This window comes from Nocardia sp. NPDC056000 (assembly GCF_042269265.1).
GTDB lineage: Bacteria > Actinomycetota > Actinomycetes > Mycobacteriales > Mycobacteriaceae > Nocardia.
In genome coordinates this window covers 709,637-730,934 of record NZ_JBHJXS010000002.1, presented here as the reverse complement: position 1 = coordinate 730,934, position 21,298 = coordinate 709,637, and the positions used below count along the sequence as shown (strand labels likewise).

General features: G+C 66.9%; 14 protein-coding genes. 7 read left to right on the top strand and 7 right to left on the bottom strand.

The genetic code is table 11. The annotated features are described in order from the left end of the window. The 5 genes from glmM to ACFC4D_RS07940 all read right to left on the bottom strand — a co-directional run bounded on the left by glmM (position 1) and on the right by ACFC4D_RS07940 (position 7,648). Positions 1–1,368, bottom strand: coding sequence for a phosphoglucosamine mutase (gene glmM, locus ACFC4D_RS07960; protein ID WP_376062183.1), 1,368 nt, complete (start codon positions 1,366–1,368; stop codon positions 1–3). Positions 1,369–1,527: 159 nt separating this feature from the next. Further along, positions 1,528–2,040 carry a 30S ribosomal protein S9 gene (gene rpsI / locus ACFC4D_RS07955; RefSeq protein WP_364640696.1) on the bottom strand — a complete coding sequence of 171 codons (513 nt, stop codon included), beginning with the start codon at positions 2,038–2,040 and terminating at the stop codon, positions 1,528–1,530. Further along, a complete protein-coding gene (gene rplM, locus ACFC4D_RS07950; RefSeq protein ID WP_364640699.1) occupies positions 2,037–2,480 on the bottom strand; it encodes a 50S ribosomal protein L13 in 444 nt (147 codons plus the stop codon). Before rplM ends, rpsI begins: the two co-directional genes overlap by 4 nt. Positions 2,481–2,650: 170 nt before the next feature. Continuing rightward, a complete protein-coding gene (locus tag ACFC4D_RS07945) occupies positions 2,651–4,837 on the bottom strand; it encodes a hypothetical protein (protein WP_376062182.1) in 2,187 nt (728 codons plus the stop codon). An 84-nt stretch (positions 4,838–4,921) separates the two neighbouring features. Then, complete coding sequence (locus ACFC4D_RS07940; protein WP_376062181.1) at positions 4,922–7,648, bottom strand: FHA domain-containing protein; 2,727 nt, start codon at positions 7,646–7,648, stop codon at positions 4,922–4,924. Between the two features lie 251 nt (positions 7,649–7,899). Between ACFC4D_RS07940 and ACFC4D_RS07935 the strand changes: the two genes are divergently transcribed. After that, entirely contained in the window at positions 7,900–9,345 is a 1,446-nt protein-coding gene (locus ACFC4D_RS07935; protein ID WP_376062261.1) for a metallopeptidase, read from the top strand. Positions 9,346–9,350: 5 nt separating this feature from the next. On the opposite strand, the gene ACFC4D_RS07930 is transcribed toward ACFC4D_RS07935, so the two are convergent. After that, positions 9,351–10,733, bottom strand: coding sequence for an FHA domain-containing protein (locus tag ACFC4D_RS07930; RefSeq protein ID WP_376062180.1), 1,383 nt, complete (start codon positions 10,731–10,733; stop codon positions 9,351–9,353). 206 nt (positions 10,734–10,939) lie between these two features. On the opposite strand from ACFC4D_RS07930, the gene ACFC4D_RS07925 reads away from it, so the two are divergent. From ACFC4D_RS07925 to ACFC4D_RS07900, 6 genes are all read left to right on the top strand, one after another. Further along, positions 10,940–12,139 (top strand): hypothetical protein, encoded by a 1,200-nt coding sequence (locus tag ACFC4D_RS07925; RefSeq protein ID WP_375963243.1) that lies wholly within the window; start codon positions 10,940–10,942, stop codon positions 12,137–12,139. Between the two features lie 67 nt (positions 12,140–12,206). Continuing rightward, positions 12,207–13,763 carry a serine/threonine-protein kinase gene (locus tag ACFC4D_RS07920; protein WP_376062179.1) on the top strand — a complete coding sequence of 519 codons (1,557 nt, stop codon included), beginning with the start codon at positions 12,207–12,209 and terminating at the stop codon, positions 13,761–13,763. A gap of 34 nt (positions 13,764–13,797) precedes the next feature. Next, positions 13,798–15,012 (top strand): hypothetical protein, encoded by a 1,215-nt coding sequence (locus ACFC4D_RS07915; RefSeq protein ID WP_376062178.1) that lies wholly within the window; start codon positions 13,798–13,800, stop codon positions 15,010–15,012. Between the two features lie 16 nt (positions 15,013–15,028). Continuing rightward, positions 15,029–16,240: a hypothetical protein gene (locus ACFC4D_RS07910; protein WP_376062177.1), complete on the top strand. Its 1,212-nt coding sequence runs from the start codon at positions 15,029–15,031 to the stop codon at positions 16,238–16,240. 165 nt (positions 16,241–16,405) lie between these two features. Then, positions 16,406–16,735, top strand: a complete 330-nt coding sequence (locus ACFC4D_RS07905; protein ID WP_364640723.1) for a WXG100 family type VII secretion target — start codon at positions 16,406–16,408, stop codon at positions 16,733–16,735. Positions 16,736–16,779: 44 nt separating this feature from the next. Further along, complete coding sequence (locus ACFC4D_RS07900) at positions 16,780–17,082, top strand: WXG100 family type VII secretion target (protein WP_067561747.1); 303 nt, start codon at positions 16,780–16,782, stop codon at positions 17,080–17,082. Between the two features lie 82 nt (positions 17,083–17,164). Here ACFC4D_RS07900 and eccCa read toward each other — a convergent pair whose 3' ends face one another. Continuing rightward, positions 17,165–21,184, bottom strand: coding sequence for a type VII secretion protein EccCa (gene eccCa / locus ACFC4D_RS07895; protein ID WP_376062176.1), 4,020 nt, complete (start codon positions 21,182–21,184; stop codon positions 17,165–17,167). Positions 21,185–21,298: the final 114 nt, after the last annotated feature.

The window sequence follows — 21,298 nt, the reverse complement described above, 5'->3', positions numbered from 1 at the left end:
TCAGACAGCCGCGACGAGCTTGGCGAGATCGTCCGCGAGCCGCTGCGCCTGGGTCGGATCGGTGGCCTCCACCATGACCCGTACGAGCTGCTCGGTACCGCTGGGGCGCAACAGGATTCGCCCGGTGTCACCCAGCAGCCGCTCCCCCTCGGCGACCGCCTCCAGCACCTCCGGGGCGGAGGCGACGGCGGCCTTGTCCGAGACGTGCACGTTCACCAGCACCTGCGGCACCGTTCGCACGATGGACGCGAGATCGGCCAGGGTGCGGCCGGTTTCGGCCATCCGCGCCATGAGCTTCAGACCCGTGAGCACACCGTCGCCGGTGGTGCCGAACTGTGGCAGCACCACATGTCCGGACTGCTCGCCGCCGAGATTGAGCCCGCTGCGGCGCAACTCCTCCAGCACGTAGCGGTCGCCGACGGCGGTGGTGCGCATGGCGATTCCCGCATCGCGCATGGCGATATGCAGCCCGAGATTGCTCATGACGGTCGCGACGAGCGTGTTCTCGGCAAGCTCACCGGAGTCCCGCATGGCCAGCGCGATAATGGCCATGATGGCATCGCCGTCGACCACAGTGCCCTGTGCGTCCACCGCCAGGCAGCGATCGGCGTCGCCGTCCAGCGCCAGTCCCAGATCGCCGCCGTGCTCGCGCACCGCGCGCTGAATCTGCTCCAGATGCGTTGAGCCGCAACCGTCATTGATATTCAAGCCATCGGGATCGGCGTTGATGGCGATAACCGTCGCACCTGCCTCGCGCAGCGCCGCGGGGCCGACCTCCGAGGCCGCGCCGTGTGCGCAGTCGACCACCACGGTGAGTCCGCTCAGGTCGCGCCCGGTGGCTTCCACCAGATGTTCCACATAGCGTTCGTGGGTGCCTTCGAGGCTGTACTGATCGTGCGCGCCGAACAGCTGTCCGGGCTTGCCGAGCACGCGCCCGATGGCCCCGCCGGTCGGGCGGTGGAAACCGCCTTCGGCGATGAGGGCTTCGATGCGGTCCTCGATGGCGTCGTCGAGCTTGTGCCCGCCCGCCGCGAAGATCTTGATGCCGTTATCCGGCATGGGGTTGTGCGAGGCGGAGATCATCACGCCCAGGCAGGCGTCGAAGACGCCGGTCAGGTAGGCGACGGCGGGCGTCGGCAGCACGCCGACCGAGAGCACGTCCACGCCCGCGGAAGTCAGGCCGGCGGTGACGGCGGCTTCCAGCATTTCGCCGCTGGCGCGCGGATCACGGCCGACGACCGCCAGCGCACGCTTCTTGCCCCGGCTGAGCACCTGCGCGGCCGCACTCGACACGGCAAGCGCCAACTCGGGACTCAACGAGTCGTTGGCGAGCCCGCGGACTCCGTCGGTGCCGAACAAACGTCCCATAACCTCACCCCTGATAGGTCGATACAGCACGAGAGCAGGCGCCCGGTGCGACGGTCGAAAACCGTTGCGGGGAGCCTGCTCTCGTACAGGTTGCCGCGTAGACCGTACCGTGCCCGTCCACGAAAAGGGGCGGGCACGGTAGAGCCGTGCGACGAAAAATCAGCGCTTCGAGTACTGAGGCGCCTTACGGGCCTTCTTGAGGCCGTACTTCTTACGCTCGGTGGCACGCGGGTCACGAGTCAGGAAGCCGGCACGCTTGAGGGCGGGACGGTCGTCCGGGGTGACCTCGATCAGCGCACGGGCGATGGCCAGGCGCAGCGCGCCGGCCTGACCCGAGGGACCGCCACCGACCAGGCGAGCGAAGATGTCGAAGGACTCGACGCGCTCGACGGTCACCAGCGGCGACTTGACCAGCTGCTGGTGCACCTTGTTCGGGAAGTAGTTCTCGATGGTGCGGCCGTTCAGCACGAAGTTGCCGGTACCCGGCACCATACGCACGCGAACGACGGCTTCCTTACGACGGCCGACGGTCTGGATCGGGCGATCGATGAGAACCGGCGCGAAGGTCTCCTCGGCGGTGTACTCGGCCTCGTAGCCGTCACCCTCCTCGACGACCTCGACGGTGGTGTCCTCGACGACGTAGTCGTCGTTGAATTCCTCAGGAGCGGTCACTGGGCAACCTGCTTGATCTCGAAGGGGATGGGCTGCTGAGCGGCATGCGGGTGGTTCGGGCCTGCGTAGACCTTCAGCTTGCCGCCGATGCTGTTACCCAGCTTGTTCTTCGGGATCATGCCCTTGACGGCGCGCTCGACCAGACGGTCGGGGCGGGTGTCCAGGATCTGGCCGACGGAGCGGGACTTGAGACCGCCCGGGTGCCCGGAGTGGGTGTGGATGAACTTGTTCTCACGCTTGTTGCCGGAGATGGCAACCTTGTCAGCGTTGATGATGATGACGAAGTCGCCACCATCGACGTTCGGCGCGTAGGTCGGCTTGGTCTTACCGCGCAGCAGGTTGGCCGCTGCGACGGAGAGACGGCCGAGCACTACGTCAGTGGCGTCGATGACGTACCACTTGCGGGTCACGTCACCCGCCTTCGGGCTGTACGTAGGCACAGTCGTTCCCTGTCTGTCGTATGTGGTGCCAGCCAGGCATGCGGTCGAGCGACCCCGGCGGCTGGTGGAGACCCGGGACTCGTGGGACGGCCAGGGAGAACCCGGGCTGTACCGAACGCCAACGGAGAACGATACCAGTGCGCTACCGCCGACCTGAAACCGGGCGATGCTCAGATCTGGACCGGCGGGCCCGGGTCGACGCCGCGGACCGGGCCGGGGATGGTGTAGCGCAGGGTGTCTATCCCCAGGGTCTGGCAGTTCAGGTGCTGCGGCTCGTCGATTCTGGAGATGCCCGAGTGCGGCACCGTCGAGACGGAGGGCGTGATCGCGCACAGCTCATCGATGAGATGGGTGTCGAGCACGTCGCGGATGCTGTGCACGGCCGTGAGATCGCCCGCCAGCGCGGCCAGGTCCACGGGTTCACTGTCGGAGTGCACGCCCATGGCGCTGAGCGCGGCCACCCCGATGATGATGGGCGCACCGAAGCGTTTGCCCTTCATCTTGTTCCACAGCTTGTTCTTGCGCTTGCCTTCCCCCTCGCCACCGGAGCCCGAATCAGACTGACCGGCACTGCCTTCCGACATCTGCGGATTCGACTGACGCGACCCACTCTGCGGCATCGACCCACCGTACATCGCACCGGCCTGACCAGGAGCGTTTCCGGAAGGACCAGCGAAGTTCGCACCCGGGCCGCCGTAACCGCCCTGCCCGTAACCGCCGCCCTGCTGGCCGTATCCGCCCTGTCCGGGCTGGCCGTAACCCTGCTGCGGCGCACCCTGTCCCTGCTGCGGCGGGGCCTGCTGGCCGTAGCCCGGCTGCCCCTGCTGACCGCCCTGTGGACCGTAGCCGGGGCCGTACTGCACCACGGGCGCATTCGACTGTCCCGCACCGGTATTCGGCTGTCCACCGGGCGGGGACTGCTGCCCACCCGCCGGAGGCTGTTGCTGCGCACCGGGATGCGGTTGTCCCGCAGCGGGATTCGATTGTCCACCGGAAGCGGGAGGCCACTGCTCCTGCCCGGGCGGCGGCGTGCGGCCCACGATGGCGGTCATCTGATCATCGGCCGGAGTTCCCGGCGGCCGGGTGAATCGGCCACCCACCCCGGCCAGTCCGGGCGGCAGTCCGCCGCGCGAGGCGGTCGGAATCTGCGCCACGTCTTCCGCTGTGATGCGGCGGGTTTCACCCATCGCGGCGGCGTCGCCACCGGCCTGCGCGGCGGCAGGCTGCGGAGCCTGTCCCGGCTGCTGGGCCGGTCCGGGCTGCTGCCCGCTCGGCTGCGGGCCCTGCGGCGGCGCAACCGATTGCGGCTGCGGACCGGTGGAAGGTGCTGCGGGCCGCTGGGATTCGGCACGCGGCGCACCGGAATCGGCGGGCTGCGGGATATTTCGCGGTCCCTGTTCGAGCGGCCTGACCTCACCCGCGCCGGAGGCGGTATCGGCCGGGGCGGCGGGCCGGGGTGCCACGGGAGCCGGACCCGGCTGTGGCACCTGGGTTTCCGGCCGCGCGGCCATCGCCTCGGCGCTCAGGTCGCTGTCGTTGACGAGCAGATGCGTCGCCCCGAGCACGAGCGCGTGCATCGGATGTTCGGCGACCTGGAAGCGGTGCCCGAGATGGTTCTGGAAGGCCAGTCGCAGGGCGTCGTTGAAGCACACGTTCCCGGCGAGCAGCACGGTGGAGGTGTCGGCGTTGATACCGCGTGCGGCGGCCATCACCTCGATCACCACATTGTCGGCGGCGCGCGCGGAGTGCAGCGCGTCGGCGGTGATGGGCACGCTCACCGATTCGGTGGGCTCCTCGTCATCACCGTGCACGGCGACCACCAGGCAGTCGCGCCCGTCCGAGTAGACCCCGGTCGCCCCGACCGCGGCCCCGCGACCGGGCGGGCGCACCAGTCCGAGCGCCCGGATATAGCCGGACATCGCCACCGATTCGGGCAGCGCCTCGGCGACCACGCCGAGCTGTTCGACCAGCCGGATGAACTCGTCCACCTTGGGGTCGGGCCATTCGTCCGGGAACGGCACGGCCAGCACATCGGGCGGTCCGCCCAGATGCTCGGTCACCGAGGCCAGCGGATTGTGCATGCGCGCCCGGAAGACCAGATCGGCGGGCCAGGTCGCGCCCGCCACCACGATCTGCGGATGGCCCAGGATGTCGCGCACATCGCTGATGGCGATGCCGACGTCCGGCCGCCGGTCCACACCCGCGGTGTGCAACCGGCCGGACGCGTCCGCCAGCAGGTACGCGGGCGGCGTATAGGTTCCTTCGACCTGGACGGGACGGATCGGCGCGCCACCACCACCGGCGGCCACCGACACCACGTCCCAGCCGAGATGTACTGCCCCAACTCGAGCTGTCACAGCCATCAGTGTGCCTGCTCGCCGGAGGAAGCGCGCGACTCCCTACTCACTGGATGCCCTTTCGGCCGGTCACGAAGGCCATGCTCATGAGGCGGACTTCTTCAGCCGCAGCCGCGACCAGGTGAGCAGCGACAGCACCACGGCCAGCACCAGCAGCATCGCGTTGTCGAGGAACCAGATGCCCGCCTCGTGCTTCCACAGCGCATCGGCCTGCGCGCTGGGGAACAATTCCCGGATGTTCACCGTCGACGCGCCGGAGGCGTAACCCCAGCGGGCCGGGAACAGCCACGAAACCTGTTCCAGCACAACGCGGCCGGTGACCGGGATCATGCCGCCCGCCATCACCAGCTGGCACATGATGATGACCACGAGCAGCGGCATCACCTGCTCATTGGATTTGGCCAGCGTGGACAGCAGCAGTCCGACCACCACGCAGGTGACCGCGGTCAAGGCGATGTCGATGTACAGCTCGGCACTACCCGCGGAAAGCACCGCGCCCGGTCCGGGCCGTTTCTTGCCCGCCAGCACGATGCCCATCATGACGCCCGCCTGCAACAGCGCGGCCAGGCTGAACACCACGACCTTCGACATCAGGTATGCGCCGGAACGCAATCCGACGGCGCGCTCACGGTGGTAGATGGCGCGTTCACCCACCAGATCACGCACGGTGAGCGTGGAGCCCATGAAGCAGGCGCCGAGGATCAGCACCACCAGCAACTGCTGCGCCTCACTGCCGCCGGTCATGACGTATGACCCGTCCGGCATCTGGGTGAAGCCGCCCTTTTGGAAGCCGTTCTTACCCGGCACCACCAGTGACAGTCCGCCCAGCACGAACGGGAGTATCAGCAGGAACGCCAGATATCCGCGATCGGCGAAGATCAATCGCAACTGTCTGCGGGACAGTGTCGAGAACTGTTTGAACGCACTGGATTTCGGCGGCTTGGCCTTCTCGACCGATTGCACCGCCGGTGGCGGTGGCGCAAACGCCTGGCGGGAGCGGAAATTCGCGAAGGCGCGGTCCGGATCGGCGGCGACGCGGGTGAAGATCTCCGCCCAGTCGCTGGTGCCCAGGAAGTCGCGCACGCTGCCGGGATGCCCGGCGAAGGCGGTCTTACCGCCCGGCGCGAGCAGCAGCACCTGATCGCACATGTCAAGGCAGGCAACCGAATGCGTGACCACGATGACGGTGCGCCCGGCGTCGGCGAGCTCGCGCAGCATGGTCATGACCTGCCGGTCCAGCGCCGGATCCAGGCCCGAGGTGGGCTCGTCCAGGATCAGCAGTGACGGACCGGTGAGCAGTTCCATGGCCACCGAGGCGCGCTTGCGCTGACCGCCCGAGAGCCGGTCCACGCGGGTGTCGGCGTGCTGGGTGAGCGAGAGTTCGGCCAGCACACCGTCGATGACGCGTTTGCGGTCGGCCTTGCTGGTATCGGGTGGCAGGCGCAATTGCGCAGCGAAGCTCAGCGCCTGCTTGACGGTGAGCTGCCGGTGCAGCACATCGTCCTGCGGCACCATACCGATGCGGGAGCGCAGCGCTTCGTACTCCGCGTGCAGCCCGCGCCCTTCGAAGGTGACCACGCCCGCGGACGGCTGGGTCGTTCCCGCGATGAGTTTGGACAGCGTGGACTTGCCCGCGCCGGACGGGCCGATGAGCGCGGTGAGGGTGCCGCGCCCGGCGGCCATGTTCACATCGACGAGCAGCTGCTTGTTGCCCTCGACGGTGAAGCCGACGCCGTGCACGTGCAGACCCTGTTCGGCGGCCGGGCGCTCGCGGCGCACCAGCGTGCCCTGCTGCACCTCGAAGTCGACATTGCCGATGGTGATGATGTCGCGATCGCGCAGTACCGCGCGCTGTTCGCGGCGGCCGTTGACGAAGGTGCCGTTGGCCGAGCCCAGATCCTCGATGGCGAGATTGCCGCGATCGGACAGCAGGCGGGCGTGCCGGCGCGAGGCCAGCGGATCGTTGACGACGATCTGGTTATCGCTGGTGCGGCCGATGTGCAAGCCGCCCTGCGGGATTCGGTCCGCGCGCGCGGCCGGACCGGTGGAGGCGCGGGCGCGCACCGGCGGGGCGGCGGCGACGCTGGCCTTGGCGGTCATATTGATGTTGTCCGGTGCGTCCGGATGCATCGGCAGCGACGGTTGTGCGGCGGACTGCGGCGCGTGCGCGGGTATTCCCTGCGATGGCAAGCCCTGCGACGGCATCCCCTGCGACGGCGGCTGCGATGAACGCGGCGGCTGTCCGGATTTCGGCGGCTGACCATGGGCGGGCTGCGCGTGGCCGTGCGCGGCCTGACCCGAACGCGGCGGCCGCACATAGTTGATCGGCTGCTGCCCCTGTGCGGGCGGCCGCTGCTGCGGCTGCTGCTGCGCCGGTGTCGGCGGCCGATTCTGCTGCGGCGGAGCGTAATTCTGCGGCGGCGTCCAGCGCTGCTGCGGCTGCTGTCCCGAGGGCGGTTGCTGCTGGGGTTGCTGCCCGGACGGCGGCTGCTGCATTCCCACCCGTGGGATGAGGTGCAGCAGCGGTCCCGTGATGGCGTCGCCGAGCCGGACCTGCATGGGCCGGTCGATCGGAATCGGCTGGCCGATCCGCCGCGCATCGACGAAAACCCCATTGGTGCTGCCATTGTCGGCCAGCACCCACCCGTTGCCGCGCCAGGCCAGAGTGGCGTGCACCCGGGAGACCAGTGGGCTGTCCACGAACAGCGTGACCTCCGGCGCCCGCCCCATGGTGATCTGCTGGCTCGCGTCGAAAACCCGATCGGTTCCTTCATGACGCACGGTGATCTGCTGCGCCCCCGGTGAAGACATGGCCCGGATACTACCGTCTGCCCCGCTCAGAGCCGCAGGAGTAAGCAGACGGATACCGATCGGTCTGTAAAGGTTCCGGCAGACACCGCGAATCCGGCATTACAGCCCCGTTGCAACCCTTCCCAGCCGCAGCCAACCCGGACAACGAACAGCGGATTCGGCGGATAATATGCGTGGGCTCGGACCGGGAACGACGTCGGCACACCCGGTCCCGAGGTGGAATGTCGGCGGGTGAGGGAGAAGACGTGGGGATACGCGCACGCCGGCTGACGGTGGCCTGCACCGTTCTCACCCTGATCGCGGTACTGCTCAGCGGCTGTACCCGGGATGTGCGCGGGCGCGCGGTATCGATCTACGACGATCCCTTCAAGGTCGCCGGACTACCCACCACCAGTGGCCCCAACGGCCCGCGCGCGGGAGTTGCGGACAGCACGCTCACCGCCGCGAACTCCGATGGCGGACCCATCGACAAACTCGTGCTCAACGCCCTCGAGGATATCCAGACCTATTGGCAGGCCGAGTATCCGCGCGATTTCGACGGCGCCTTCAAACCCGTCGACAAATTCCTGTCCTGGAGCGCCAAAGCCCCACGCGCGCAGGCCATGCAGTTCTGCGAGGAATCCACCTACCGACTGGTCAATGCCGCCTTCTGCAGCCTGGACGGCTCCATCGGCTGGGATCGCAGCGTGCTGCTGCCCACCGTGCAGGAGACCTTCGGCAAGATGGCCGTGGTGATGGTGCTGGCCCACGAGTACGGGCACGCCATTCAGACCATGGCCAATATCGTCAGCCGCAAGACCGCGACCCTGGTCAAGGAACAGCAGGCGGACTGCTTCGCTGGCGCGTTCATTCGCAATGTGGCCGAAGGCAAGTCGAAGCATTTCACCATCAACACCTCCGACGGTTTGAACGCCGTGCTGGCCGCCACCGTAGCCATTCGCGATGACAATCCCAGCGATCCGGGCAGCGTGCACGGATCGGCGTTCGAACGCGTCACCGCGGTGCAGATCGGTTTCACCGACGGCGGCAAGGGCTGCAAGGGCATCGACACCAAGGAGATCGACCGGCGGCGCGGCAATCTGCCGCAGTCCTTCGGCAATGACACCACCAATGGCCAATCCGATGTGGACAGAACCAATCTCGATGAACTGTCCAAGGCCATGGCCGACATCATGCCGATCAAGAAGGAACCCAAATACACCTTCGACGGCGCGAAACTGAACTGCAGCAACGGTAAGGACACCGAACCGGTCACCTACTGCCCGTCCAGCAATACCATCGGCACCGATCTGCCCGCACTGCACGATCGCGGCGTCGCCGACGATGACGGACAGGATGCGTTGCCGGTCAAGGTGACCGGCGATTTCACCGCCTACGTGGTGTACATCTCGCGATACGCGCTGGCCGTGCAGCAGAGCGCCGGACAGGCGCTCAAGGGCGCGAAAACCGGATTGCGGGCGGCCTGCCTGTCGGGTGTGATCACCGGAAAACTGGCGGACCCCAACAGATCCAAGGCCAACGGCAATATCAGCCTCTCCCCCGGCGATCTGGACGAGGCGGTCTCGGGCCTGCTCACCGACGGCCTCGCGGCCAGCGATACCGACGGCCGCACGGTGCCGAGCGGATTCTCCCGCGTGGACGCCTTCCGCGCGGGCGTGCTCGGCAACCAGAACACCTGCACGTCCAGGTATTCCTAGACCGTTCAGCCGAAGGGCGGCGGGGCGATCGGCTCCAGGCGCAGCACCCGATTGCCGAGCATGACCTCCGCGCCCGGCATCAGCAGCATCGGCTGATTCGGTTGCAGCCGAATCCAATCCCGATAGCCGGGCGGCCGCACCCGGGTGCCGTTGGTGGAACCCCGATCGACCACGGTGACATCCCAGTTCACCAGCCGGATCTCGGCGTGCGCGCGGGACATGCCGCCGGAGGAATCGTCGATCTTCAAGGGCGCCAATCCGGCTCGCGCCGCCTCGGACTGTTCCGGATCACGCCCGGCGACCGCGTCGGTGGCCAGCATGTACGTCATACCGTCATCGAGCACCAGCATCCCCAGCGGCGGCCGGATCACCTCGGCCACCGGCTGCGTCTGATCCACCGGCATCCCGCACACCGAACAGAACGCCGAGCGCGGATCGCTGGGATGCGCACGCGCACACTTGAATCCGAGCACCTTGACGGTGAGCGTGGTCGCCTTGGCGGTCGCCTCCAGCCGCCGCTGCAATCCCGGATCGGGTTTGGGTGCGGGATTGGTGCCGCCCATCTCGGTCGGCGCGCGATGCGGGTCGTAACCGGCCGTGGCGGCCTCGGATTCATCGGTGTCGTCGTAACCGGCGGTACCGGAGGATGATTCGAAGTCCCGATCCAGATCCACCGGAATCCGGTTGGAGGTGCGGGTCGGAGTCAGGTTGGGGTCCAGCGGAATCCGATCCGGCTCCGGATCGAAGGCCGCGGTCGGCGCGGGCATATCGACCTGCGTCGACTCCAACTCGACCGGGATCGGCTCGGCTCGGGTGTCGAACTCCGGGTGGACGCGGGGCTGCCAGGTCCGCGCGGGCTCGCCCTCGAACCAGACGATCGCGCCCGCGGCCTGCGCGATTCCCGTTACCAGGGAACCTATTCCGCGCTCGGGCAGCTCGGGCACCTGTCGCACGGCGTCCTCGGCGAAGAGCGCGGCCGCGCGGGCCGGATGCGCGGCGACCCGATCCACGGTGAACGCGGCATCGCTGCCGCGGTAGTACTCGACGGCCGGTCCGGCCAGCACCGCGGTCACCGAACCGTGCAGGAAGAGCGCGACCCCGCCGGTTTCGGCGGCCGAGAGGATGCCGAATTCCACGGGAACCCCGGGTGAGATGCGCTCGGCTTCCTTCATGAGCCAGCGCGTGGCCTGCCGCGCGATCAGGCGACCCGGTCCGTCGGGGGCCTGTTCGGTGGCTTCGAGGACCAGGTCGGCCAGTGCCCGTCCGGCGATGGCGGCGCGTGAATCCGCCGTGAGTGCTCCCCGTTCCCGGTGCGCGACCAGGATTACCGCCCCTGCCGCCCGCAGCACCATATGCGCGCCCGCGACAACCTCGACCTGCCGATCCATCAATGGAACCGGCCCCCGGTGTTCGCGCGGCGCGGGATGTTCAGCACACCGACCAGGTTACGTTGCCGCTCCGCGTTGCGTCCGAGCCACCGTCGCGCGATGAGGGTAGGACGGCATCGCGCCGGGTCCGGTGATCTTCGACCGCGCCCGGCGGCGGGCGCGGTCCGTTATTTTGAATGCACCGTACGGGAGGAACGAGGACCCTCATGGTTCGGAATTCACGCAGAGCACTCTTCGCCGCATGCGTTTCACTCACCGCACTATCGCTGACCGCGTGCAGCGTCAGCGGTACCGCGACCCCCGGCGAGATCGATGTCCGCAAGCTCGAGGTGGGCGGTTATCCGGTCGACCGGCACACCTATGCGCAGGACGCGGGCTCCAACGGCCCACTGCTGGAAGGCTTCCGGATGTCCGAAGCCGTGGTGCCCACCGTCAAGATCGACCCGTCGCTGGTGTACGGCGGCGGCGGGCGCGCCACCACCGATACCGCCGACGCCACCAAGGTCGGGCTGGCCGCGACCTCCCAGCCGGTGCTGGACCGCAATCACCTGATCACCGCCTTCGCCGCCAGCGGCGCGGATCAGCCCGGCGGGCCCACCCAGAAGGGCGGCACCTCGGTCACCAATATGGTGATGCGTTTCTCGGACGACAAGACCGCCAAAACCGCGGCGCGCGAACTGGAGGACGCCGATTTCGGCGTGGCCCCGGATCTGAACAAGAAGCTCGCGCTCAGCCAGTACCCCGACGCCTTCATCCACTGGCGGCCGGGCATCGCGACCATCGGCGCGTTCCTGCCCTATAAGCAGTACGTCGTCTCGCTGTTCATCGAGCGCCCGACCGCCGATCAGCAGGATCTGCTGTCCTGGGTGCGCAAGACCTTCGACGCGCAGGTCCCGGTGCTGGATCACTACACCCCCACCCCCGAGGCCAATCTGACTTCGCTGAAGGTGGATCCGAACGATCTGCTGGCGCGCGCGGTGATCAAGGATCGCAACGGGCACGTCCCCGATCCGAAGCAGTTCGCCGTCTACGGCGGCACCAAGATCGTGCACAACGCCAATAACGAGACCAAGATCCAGCAGGCCGTGACCGACAGCGGCGCGGACGCGCTCGCCACGGTCGGCGAGGCGTGGCTGATCCGCGCCCGGGACGACGCGGGCGCGCAGGCGCTCATGCCCGCCCTGCTCGCCGATGAGACCGACCATTACGACAGCGTCGCCGCCCCCAATGACGTGCCCGGCGCCAAATGCGTGCAATTGAACAGTAAGGGCGACACCGATTCCGAGTTCAAGAACCGCTGCTATGTCGTCTACAAGCGCTATATCGGCGTCGTGAGCAGCGATGACGAACCCGATGTGCGGCAGAAGATCGCCGCGCAGTACGCATTGCTGGCCAACAGTCTGTGACCCGATGCGCCTCCCGCAAGTAAGCTCCGGCGTGCAGTAGCCGCAGTCAGATCGGGGGGTTCCAGCCATGGCGATGAGTCCGGGCGTCATCGTCGGCGGTTACCGGATCGAGCGCGTACTCGGCTCCGGCGGGATGGGCACCGTCTATCTCGCCAAACATCCGAGCCTGCCGCGCATGGACGCGCTCAAGGTGCTCTCGGCCGATCTGTCCCGCGACGGGGAGTTCCGCCGCCGCTTCGAACGCGAAGCCAATCTCGTTGCCGGACTGGATCATCCGAATATCGTCGCGGTGCACAATCGCGGCGAGGAGAACGGTCAGCTCTGGATCGCCATGCAGTACGTGGAGGGCACCGATGCCGCCGCGGAACTCAAACGCGATCCGGCCGCCATGAACCCGCTTCGCGCACTGAGCATTATCGGCCAGGTCGGTAGCGGACTGGATTACGCGCATCGAAAGGGCCTGCTGCACCGCGATATCAAGCCCGCCAACTTCCTGCTGTCGCATGTCGACGGGGAGGACGAGCGCGCGCTGCTCGCCGATTTCGGGGTCGCCAAATCCACCGATGACACCGTCGAGCTCACCCAGACCGGCAGTTTCGTCGCCACCATCGCCTACGCGTCGCCGGAGCAGCTCTCCGGGGAGCCGCTCGATCATCGCTCCGATCTGTACAGCCTGGCCTGCTCGTTCTACAAGCTGATCACCGGCCAGAACCCCTATCCGGCAACCCAGCCCGCGCTGGTGATGATGGGACATCTGCACGAACCGCCGCCCCGCGTGACGACGGTGAACCCGCAGCTGCCCGCCGCCCTGGACCAGGTGCTCGAGCGCGCCCTGGCCAAGAATCCGGCCGAACGCTTCGACAGCTCCAGGGAATTCACCGAGGCGGCCGCGAATGCGCTGACCCCCGGGCACAATCCGGTGTCGACGAACACCTCACCGACCCATCCGATTCAGGTCGCCATATCCGGGCTGTTCGGGCGCAGTGATGAAACAACAAGCCGCACAGCACCTTCCGAACCCGGTTCGGCCGATCATTCGGGGCGCAGGACCCTCTATCTGGGCTCGGCGGCCGCGGTGATCGTGGTGGCGCTGGCCATCGGAATCAGCGCGGTCGTCTTGCATGGCAATAACGACGAACCCGCGTCGACACCCGCCGCCGTTGTCACCACCACCGCCGCGCCCATGTCGATGGACAAGGCGCGCAGCGATAATCCCGCGTTCGCGGGCAAATCCATCACCCTGGTCGACGTCACGCAGGGGACGCTGTCCGCCAAATACGCCATCTACCTGACCGGGACCGAACAGGCGAAGTTCATGGGGCGCCTGGGCTTCGTCTACAACTCCGAATACGAGCCCGTAGGCGATGAGACCTCACCGCGTCCCGCCGCCGGCTACGGCTCGCTGAAGGTGAAAGACGATTCCTATATCGTCGCCGTCCGCAGCGATGACAAGGCCGGTGGCGGTGGACAGCTCGGGCTGCCCAGTGAGATCACCGGTTCGCACGCCGTCGTGGTGACGCTGGACGACGCGGCCGCCGTCGCGGCCATGCGCAATTGGACCCCGGAATCGGAGCAGATGCTGCTGAACAAGCTGGTCCCGGTGCTGCACAACCAGATCAAATAGGGAGCGCCCGCATAACGGGCCGGGGAGGGGAACCATGGGAAGGTTCGGTCGCGCGCTATCGGCCGCCGGAATCGCGATGGTGGTGGCGGGGACCGCCGCCTGCGGATCGGATACGGCCGCACCGGCGGAGCCGGTGGTGGATCTGAGCACCCTCGATGTGGGTAACAACACCACCGCACCGAAGTTCTATGACAAGCCGGTGTCCACGGATCACGCCAAATTGATGGAGGCGCTGCGGCTGGCGAGCTATATCCCGCTGCCGTCCGAGGTCGATCCCGAGGTGAAGTATCCCGCACAGGCCATGAGCGTGGTGGTGCGCAGTTTCGTCGATCTCAGCTCCGCCGCGATCCACAACCGGGTGCACGCCGATGCGGCCGTATTGAATTCCGCCGCATCGGGATTCATGAGCGGATTCGTGACCAGCGGCAAATCCGACGAGAAGATCTCGCTCTCCTACGAGCTGGAGAATATCGTGCTGCTCTTCACCGACGAGCAGTCCGCGAGCGCCGCCGCGCCGGTGCTCGGGCAGGCGGACTTCGACAGCACACCGGGTGCGGAGCGGGTGCCGATCGACGGCTATCCGGCGGCGTACGCACTGGTCGAGAAGGGCAATGGCGGCCCGTTCCGATCCTGGTACGCCACCGGCAGATTCGTCATTCTCACCAATATCTTCGACAGTGTGATGGCGGAAATCCATGAACGCGATCTCACGAAAATGGCGGCGCGCGTGCGGCGCAGCCTGGATGTGATCCCGCCCGCCCTCGCGAAATTCCCGGTCACCCCGCTGGACGCATTGCTGGGTATCCCGGTGGATCCGGACGGGGTGCTGGCCCGCTCGCTGCCGACGGTGCTCGCCGATCCCTCGCAGGCGGGCATCCCCGGCATCTACGACCGGCACGGCGGACTCCAATTGGTACAGGGCGCGGATGAGGAGAAACTCTTCGACGAGGCCGGGGTGGACCGCGTCGCATGGCGGGGCAACTACCTCTTCCGGGCGCGCGATGCGGCGGGTGCGGCACGGATCGTCGACGCGCACAGCGCGACCTCGCGCCGATTCCGGCCGGTGGAATCCCCGAAGAACCTGCCGAATGCCAAGTGCCGCAAATATATCGGGCCGGGTGTGGGAATAATCGCGCACTACTGCTTCGTCTCCTACGGCCGCTATGCCGCGGAAGTGTCGGCCAATCAATTGCTGGACGCACAGCAGCGCATCGCCGCGCAATACGCGCTACTGGTCAATGCGCACTGATATGGGGGTAACTGTAATGCGCACCAGTCGAATTCGCGGCGCGGTAGTGCTGATGGCCGCGCTCCTGACCGCCGGTTGCGGATCGAATATCGGCGGTTCCGCGCAGCCGAGCGAAATCGATGTGCGGACACTGGATGTCGGCAAATACGCCACCGGTCCACTGGAAGAGCGGTTCATCTACTACCCCGATCTGGGGAAGGGCTTCAATCTGGCGGCCATGCGGCTGGCCGATAAGCTGGCGAACGGCTCGGATATCGATCCGCGGTTGACCTACGGCACGGGAATGCGGGCGTTCACCGATCCGGACAAAGGCAATCTGCTCGCGAAATCCTCGCGAGCGGTGCTGGCCGATAATGGCATGCTGTTCGGGGCGGCCGCGAGCACCGCCGAGAAATCGGTCGACAGTGACGGAAAGCTGCCCGATAACATCACTTTCGCGGCACTCACCGTCGTGCAATTCGCCACCGAGGCGGCGGCGGACAAGGCGGCGCGGGAGATGGAGGCGGCGGATTTCGGGGTCGCCGCCGCGGCCAATCAGCCGGTCACGCTGTCGAAATATCCGGCGGCGCACGCACATTGGCGACCGGATCAACCGTCACTCGGATCCCGGCTCGCCCGCGGGAAATACGTCGTCGATCTGGTGGTCGGCCTGCCCGCACCGGATCTGGCGCAGCTCACCGCCCTCACCGAACGGGCGTACGACGTGCAGCTGGGACTGCTGGACGGGCTGGCGGCGCTGGGCAAGGAGGACGCGCTGCGGCTGCCGTACGACCCCGACGACATGTTGCGGCGCACCCTGAATCCCAGTGGCCTGGGCAATCCCGACACCACGAGTCAGTACGTCTCCGAAACGCATGGATTCCTGAATCAGCTGACGGATCAAGCCTATTGGCGGCACGTATTCGACGAGAACGGGGTGGATCGCGTGGCCAACAGTACGGAGATGTCCAATACCACGCTGCTGTATCGAGCACGCGATACCGCACAGGCTCGCGCACTCACCGGATTGATTCTGACCAAGGCATATCCCGGGGCGACCGGCGCACCGTCGGCGCTGCCGAATGCGATATGTGGCGAACGCACGAAAAAGGACAATTTCTACACCAAGCGTTACCGGTGCGCGGTGACATATCGCCGCTACGTAGCGACGGTCGAAGGCGACCAACTCGCCGATGTGCATCAGCGAGCGAACGCCCAGTACGCATTGCTGGCCAATAGCACGTGGTAACCCCTTTGTGACGTACGCACTGGTCACAGGGACCGGTCCTTGGGTAGTGTGCTGGCGAATTGCTGTAACAGGGGTGGAACCGCCGGGCCGTGACTTCCGTCTAATCAGGTTGTACGAGGTCTCCCGCTCGCGCAGTGTGCGGTACACAATCGAAAGGAGGCACCGGTGGCCGGTGCATTCGAAGCCAGTAATGAGCTCATCCAGGCCAAGGCCCAGGAGTTCAAGAAGACCCACGACATGCTCATGCACGCCATCGCGGATCTCAAGCGCGATGAGGACGCCATGACGGTCGGCTCGAATTGGCAGGGTGGGGCACGGGACGCCTTCAACGCCTTCATGGAGCGGTACTACTTCCAGGCCGACAAGCTCAACGACAAGCTGGCGCAGACCGCCGAGAACCTGATCCGCGTCGGCTCCAATTACGAAGAGCACGACCAGGACTACAAGTCCCAGATCAACGCGCAGGTCTCCAGCCTCGACCTGCCCCCGGTCTAGATCGCTCCCCACTTCCTTCCTCTCCTTCCGAAAAGGACACCACCATGGCAGCAGCCAACGGCCAGGTCATCTCCGCCCACTTCGAAGGCGTCGCCGACGGCGCCAACTCGGTCATCCGCCGTGCCGAGCACATTCGCGACCAGCTCGAAGCCTTCCACCGCAGCGTGGAGGAATTCGTCACCAACAATTGGAAGGGCTCGACCAACGAGGCCTTCGCCGATATGCAGCGCATGTGGAACACCCACGTCGCCCAGCTCAACGCCACCCTCAGCGGCGCCGGCACCCTGGTCCGCACCGGCAATGCCGAACTCCAGGCCAAGGACATCGCCCTCGCGGGCCTGTTCTGAATCCCGCTCCACCGCAGAACAACAAGCGCGCCCCGACAGAAGTCGGGGCGCGCTGTCGTCGCGGGAGGAAGTCGGGGCGACCTCAGGCGGGTGGCAGCCAGCCGAGTTGGATGAGGTCCTCGCCGGAGCGGGTGACGTAGGTGCCTCGGCCCGGGGGCATCAAGGACGGGCGGGTATTGCCGAAGAGGATGCCTTCCTCGCGGCTGGTGCTCATGATCAGGGCCGCGGAGTTGAGTTCCTTCATGCGGTTGAGCGTCGCCTCGTAGAGGGCGCGGCCCGCACCGCCGGAGCGGCGGGCGATGATCAGGTGGAAGCCGAGGTCGCGGGCGTGTGCGAGGTGATCGACGAGGGCGTGCAGGGGGTTGCCGGTGGCGGTGGCGACCAGGTCGTAGTCGTCGACGATCACGTACAGCTCCGGGCCCTTCCACCAGGAGCGGTCCTTCAACTGCTGCGGGGTGACGTCCGGGCCGGGCATGCGCTGGGTGACATACGCCGCGAGATCGGCCATCTGCCTGGTGAATTGCGGTGCGGTGGAACCGTATCCGGCGAGATAGCCCTGCGGTACGGTGCCCAGCATGGTGCGACGGTAGTCACCCATGATGACGCGGGCCTGGTCGGGAGTATTGCTCGCGCAAATAGATTGAACGATCGAGCGCAACAGCGTTGTCTTACCGCTCTCCGAATCGCCGATGATCACGAAGTGCGGACTCGTCGCGAAGTCCAGATACACCGGGGCGAGCTCTGATTCGTTGATGCCGATCGGGAAGCGCAGCGTCGGCTGATCGGTGTCATTTCCAGGAGCCGGTGCCAGCGCCAGCAGTTCCTCGCGAGGCAGACGCTCCGGCAGCATGCGAACGCGCGGGGCGGGGCGGCCGGGGGTACGTTCGGCAATAGCCGAAACCGCCTGCGCCACACCGATTCCCAATGTCGCCGGATTCGGGTCGCCGTCCACGCGCGGGAGCGCGGTGAGCATATGCAGCAGATCCGCGGTCATACCGCGACCGGGCCGCCCCTGCGGTACCAGCGCCGCGAATTTGCGCCCGAGGTCCGAATCCATCGGATCGCCGAGCCGCAGTTCGATGCGGGTGCCGATCTGATCCTTGAGCGCGGGTCGCGCCTCCGGCCAGCGCGCGAGCGAGATCACCACGTGCACGCCGTACGAAAGTCCCTGCACCGCAAGGTTCATGACGGTCTGTTCCAGCGCCTCGAATTCCTGCCGGAAGGGGCCGTACCCGTCGATCACCAGGAAAGCGTCCCCGAACGGGTCCTCGTGCGCCCCGGCCGCCGCGGCGCCGGTGGCCGCCGCCACCGACCGCAATCGCCGGAATTCCGCCATGGATTCGATGCCGAGCTGCCGGAATCGGGCCTCGCGCTGCCGCACGATCGTCACCATCTCGGCGACGGTGCGGCGCACCTTATCCCCCTCCATCCGGCTGGCGACGGTGCCGACGTGCGGCAGCCCCTCCAGCCCGACCAGGGTGCCGCCGCCGAAGTCCAGCAGATAGAACTGCGCCTGTTCCGCGGTGTGCGTCAACGACATTCCCATGACCAGCGAGCGCAAGGCCGTCGACTTACCGGACTGCGGCCCGCCCACCACCGCCACATTGCCGCGCGATCCGGACAGGTCCACCACCATGGGATCGCGGCGCTGATCGTACGGCCGGTCCACGATGCCGATGGGCGCGCGCAGCAGCGCGATCGGATTCCAGTCCCCGGTGAGCACCGAGCGCGGCACCAGTTGATCCAGCGTGGGCGCGGCATCCAGTGGCGGCAGCCAGATCTCGTGCGCGGGCCGCCCGTGCTCACGCACCCGCGATACCAGCATTTGCAGGTTGGAGACCTGTTCGGCCTCCGGCGGCAACTCCAACTCGGCGGCCCGCACCGGCAGCGGAATATGGTCCTCCGCACGGAAATCCACATGGGTGGCCGTGAACGGCCGTGCGGTGATGTCGATATCGCCGTCGAAGGCGTCCGCCGCGAGTTCACGTTGCGCGCCGACACCCGCATAAGGCCCGGAAACATAGGCGGATTGGAACCGCACGATCTCCCCGGAATCGGATTTCAGATAACCGCCGCCGGGATTGCCCGGCAGATTGTAGGCGTCGGGAACACCGAGCACCTGCCGGGATTCATTGGCGGAGAACGTCTTCAACCCGATTCGATAGGACAGATGACTCTCCAGTCCCTTGAGCCGCCCTTCCTCCAGCCGCTGCGAGGCGAGCAGCAGGTGCACATGCAGCGACCGCCCCAGCCGTCCGATCATGGTGAACAGTTCCGCGAAATCCGGGTGCTGCGAGAGCAATTCGGAGAATTCGTCCAGCACCACGAACAGCGCGGGCATGGGATCGAGATCCGCCCCGGCGGCCCGCGCCTTCTCGTATTCGGAGACATTGGCGAAATTGCCCGCCGCGCGCAGTACTTCCTGCCTGCGGTTCATCTCTCCGGCGAGCGCGTCCCGCATACGCTCGACGAGATCGGCCTCTTCCTCGAGATTGGTGATGATGGCCGCGACGTGCGCGACGCCCTCCAATCCGAGGAAGGTCGCACCGCCCTTGAAGTCCACCAGTACGAAATTGAGCTGATCGGGTGAATGCGTGGCGATGAGCGAAAGCACCAGTGTGCGAAGGAATTCCGATTTGCCGGAACCAGTCGCGCCGATGCACAGCCCGTGCGGTCCCATACCGCCCTCGGCGGCCTCCTTGATATCCAGCACCACCGGCAGCCCGTCCGCGCCGACGCCGAACGGCACCCGCAGCCGCTCGCGACCGTAGCGCGGCTGCCAGGCGCTCTCGGGATTGAAGGTGCCGATATCGCCGAGTCCGAGCAGCTGCGCCCAGCTCGAAATGACCTCGCCCTCTTCACCACCGGAGTCCCCGGTGCGCTGTACGGCCGCCCGGTAGGGCGCGAGCCGACGCGCCGCCTGTTCGGCCTCGCGCGCACCGATGCGATCGATGACGGCGAACCGCTCCATGGCCCCGGACGGTCCGCGCCCGGCGCATTCCCCGTTCTCCACCAGCATCTGAATACCGCGCGAGGCGGCCAGTCGAGGCGCGTACCCGCACAGGTCGACGATGGTAACGCCTTCGAATCCGTTCTCCCGCAACGGATCTTCCTCGGCCTCCAGCAGTCCGCCGTCCACCACCAGCACGATCTGCACCAGATTCGGATTGGGCGGCTGGTTGCGCGAATACCGCACCCGGTTGTACAGCAGCGGCGCGAGACTCGCGTGCGCCTCGCGAATGGACCCGAACACCATGCGCTCGCTGCCCACACCGTCCTGCGCGTCCGGATGCTGGCTGTGCGGCAGCCATTTCGCCCATTCCCATTCGCGGGCGGTGTCGGGTCCGCAGACGACGGCGATGAGTACCTGATCCGGCCCCTGGAACATGGCCAGCTGTACTAGCATTGCCCGCGTCATCTCGCGGGCCTGTGCCCGGTCTCCGGTGAGCTGCACGCTCGCGAAGCCCTTCACCGCGAGCGCGGTTGGCAGATCCGGCACCGTCGAATGGGTTCGGACGAAGCGTCTCAGCGACACCGCAGCTATCGGCTCCAGCTCCTCCACCGGACCGGTCTCCGGCGCCACCAGCCGGGTGGCAAGACGCTGGCCGCCGAGGCCGATGCGGGCATGGCAGAAATCCTTGTCGCCGGGACGTCGCTCCCACATGCGGGTGGTCCCCGCGAGCATCCAGATGAGCCCGGGTTCGGGATGACTCCACTCGACCGCGGCGCGCTGCTGCGCGGCGGTCTCCTCGACATCGCGGCGCACCTGATCCAGATAGCGCAGATAGTCCTTGCGGTCCTCGTTCGCCTCCGCGGCCTTCTGCCCTTTACCGCCCTGACCGGCATACATGCCGACCATGGAGAAGACCATCATCATCGGGAACATCAGGCTCATGGGATTGCTCGCGAGACCGCTGCCCGAGGTGAACATGAGCACGACCATGCCGAGCATGCCGACGCCCATGACCACCGGCATGAGCTTGCCGAACAGGTTCGCCGGAATGTTGCGAGGAATCTCCGGCGGCGGCTGTAGCGTCACCTCGCCGCCCGGTGAGCGCGGAATCTCCCGGCGTGGACGGCGCTGGAAACGGACGGTGCTCATCGCGTGCGGAATCCCCCATCGCGTGTCTGGAATTGCGGGCTCAGTGTACGACCGGCGACCTCGATGCCGTACAGTCTGGGCAGCATTTACGCATCTCAGTCGAGAAATACCGCC

Bases quoted from the DNA above. Each gene is read 5' to 3' on its own strand.
- glmM (WP_376062183.1), bottom strand. From the start codon at position 1,368: ATGGGACGTTTGTTCGGCACCGACGGAGTCCGCGGGCTCGCCAACGAC.
- ACFC4D_RS07940 (WP_376062181.1), bottom strand. From the start codon at position 7,648: ATGTCTTCACCGGGGGCGCAGCAGATCACCGTGCGTCATGAAGGAACC.
- ACFC4D_RS07930 (WP_376062180.1), bottom strand. From the start codon at position 10,733: ATGGATCGGCAGGTCGAGGTTGTCGCGGGCGCGCATATGGTGCTGCGG.
- ACFC4D_RS07925 (WP_375963243.1), top strand. From the start codon at position 10,940: ATGGTTCGGAATTCACGCAGAGCACTCTTCGCCGCATGCGTTTCACTC.
- ACFC4D_RS07920 (WP_376062179.1), top strand. From the start codon at position 12,207: ATGGCGATGAGTCCGGGCGTCATCGTCGGCGGTTACCGGATCGAGCGC.
- ACFC4D_RS07915 (WP_376062178.1), top strand. From the start codon at position 13,798: ATGGGAAGGTTCGGTCGCGCGCTATCGGCCGCCGGAATCGCGATGGTG.
- ACFC4D_RS07910 (WP_376062177.1), top strand. From the start codon at position 15,029: ATGCGCACCAGTCGAATTCGCGGCGCGGTAGTGCTGATGGCCGCGCTC.
- ACFC4D_RS07900 (WP_067561747.1), top strand. From the start codon at position 16,780: ATGGCAGCAGCCAACGGCCAGGTCATCTCCGCCCACTTCGAAGGCGTC.
- eccCa (WP_376062176.1), bottom strand. From the start codon at position 21,184: ATGAGCACCGTCCGTTTCCAGCGCCGTCCACGCCGGGAGATTCCGCGC.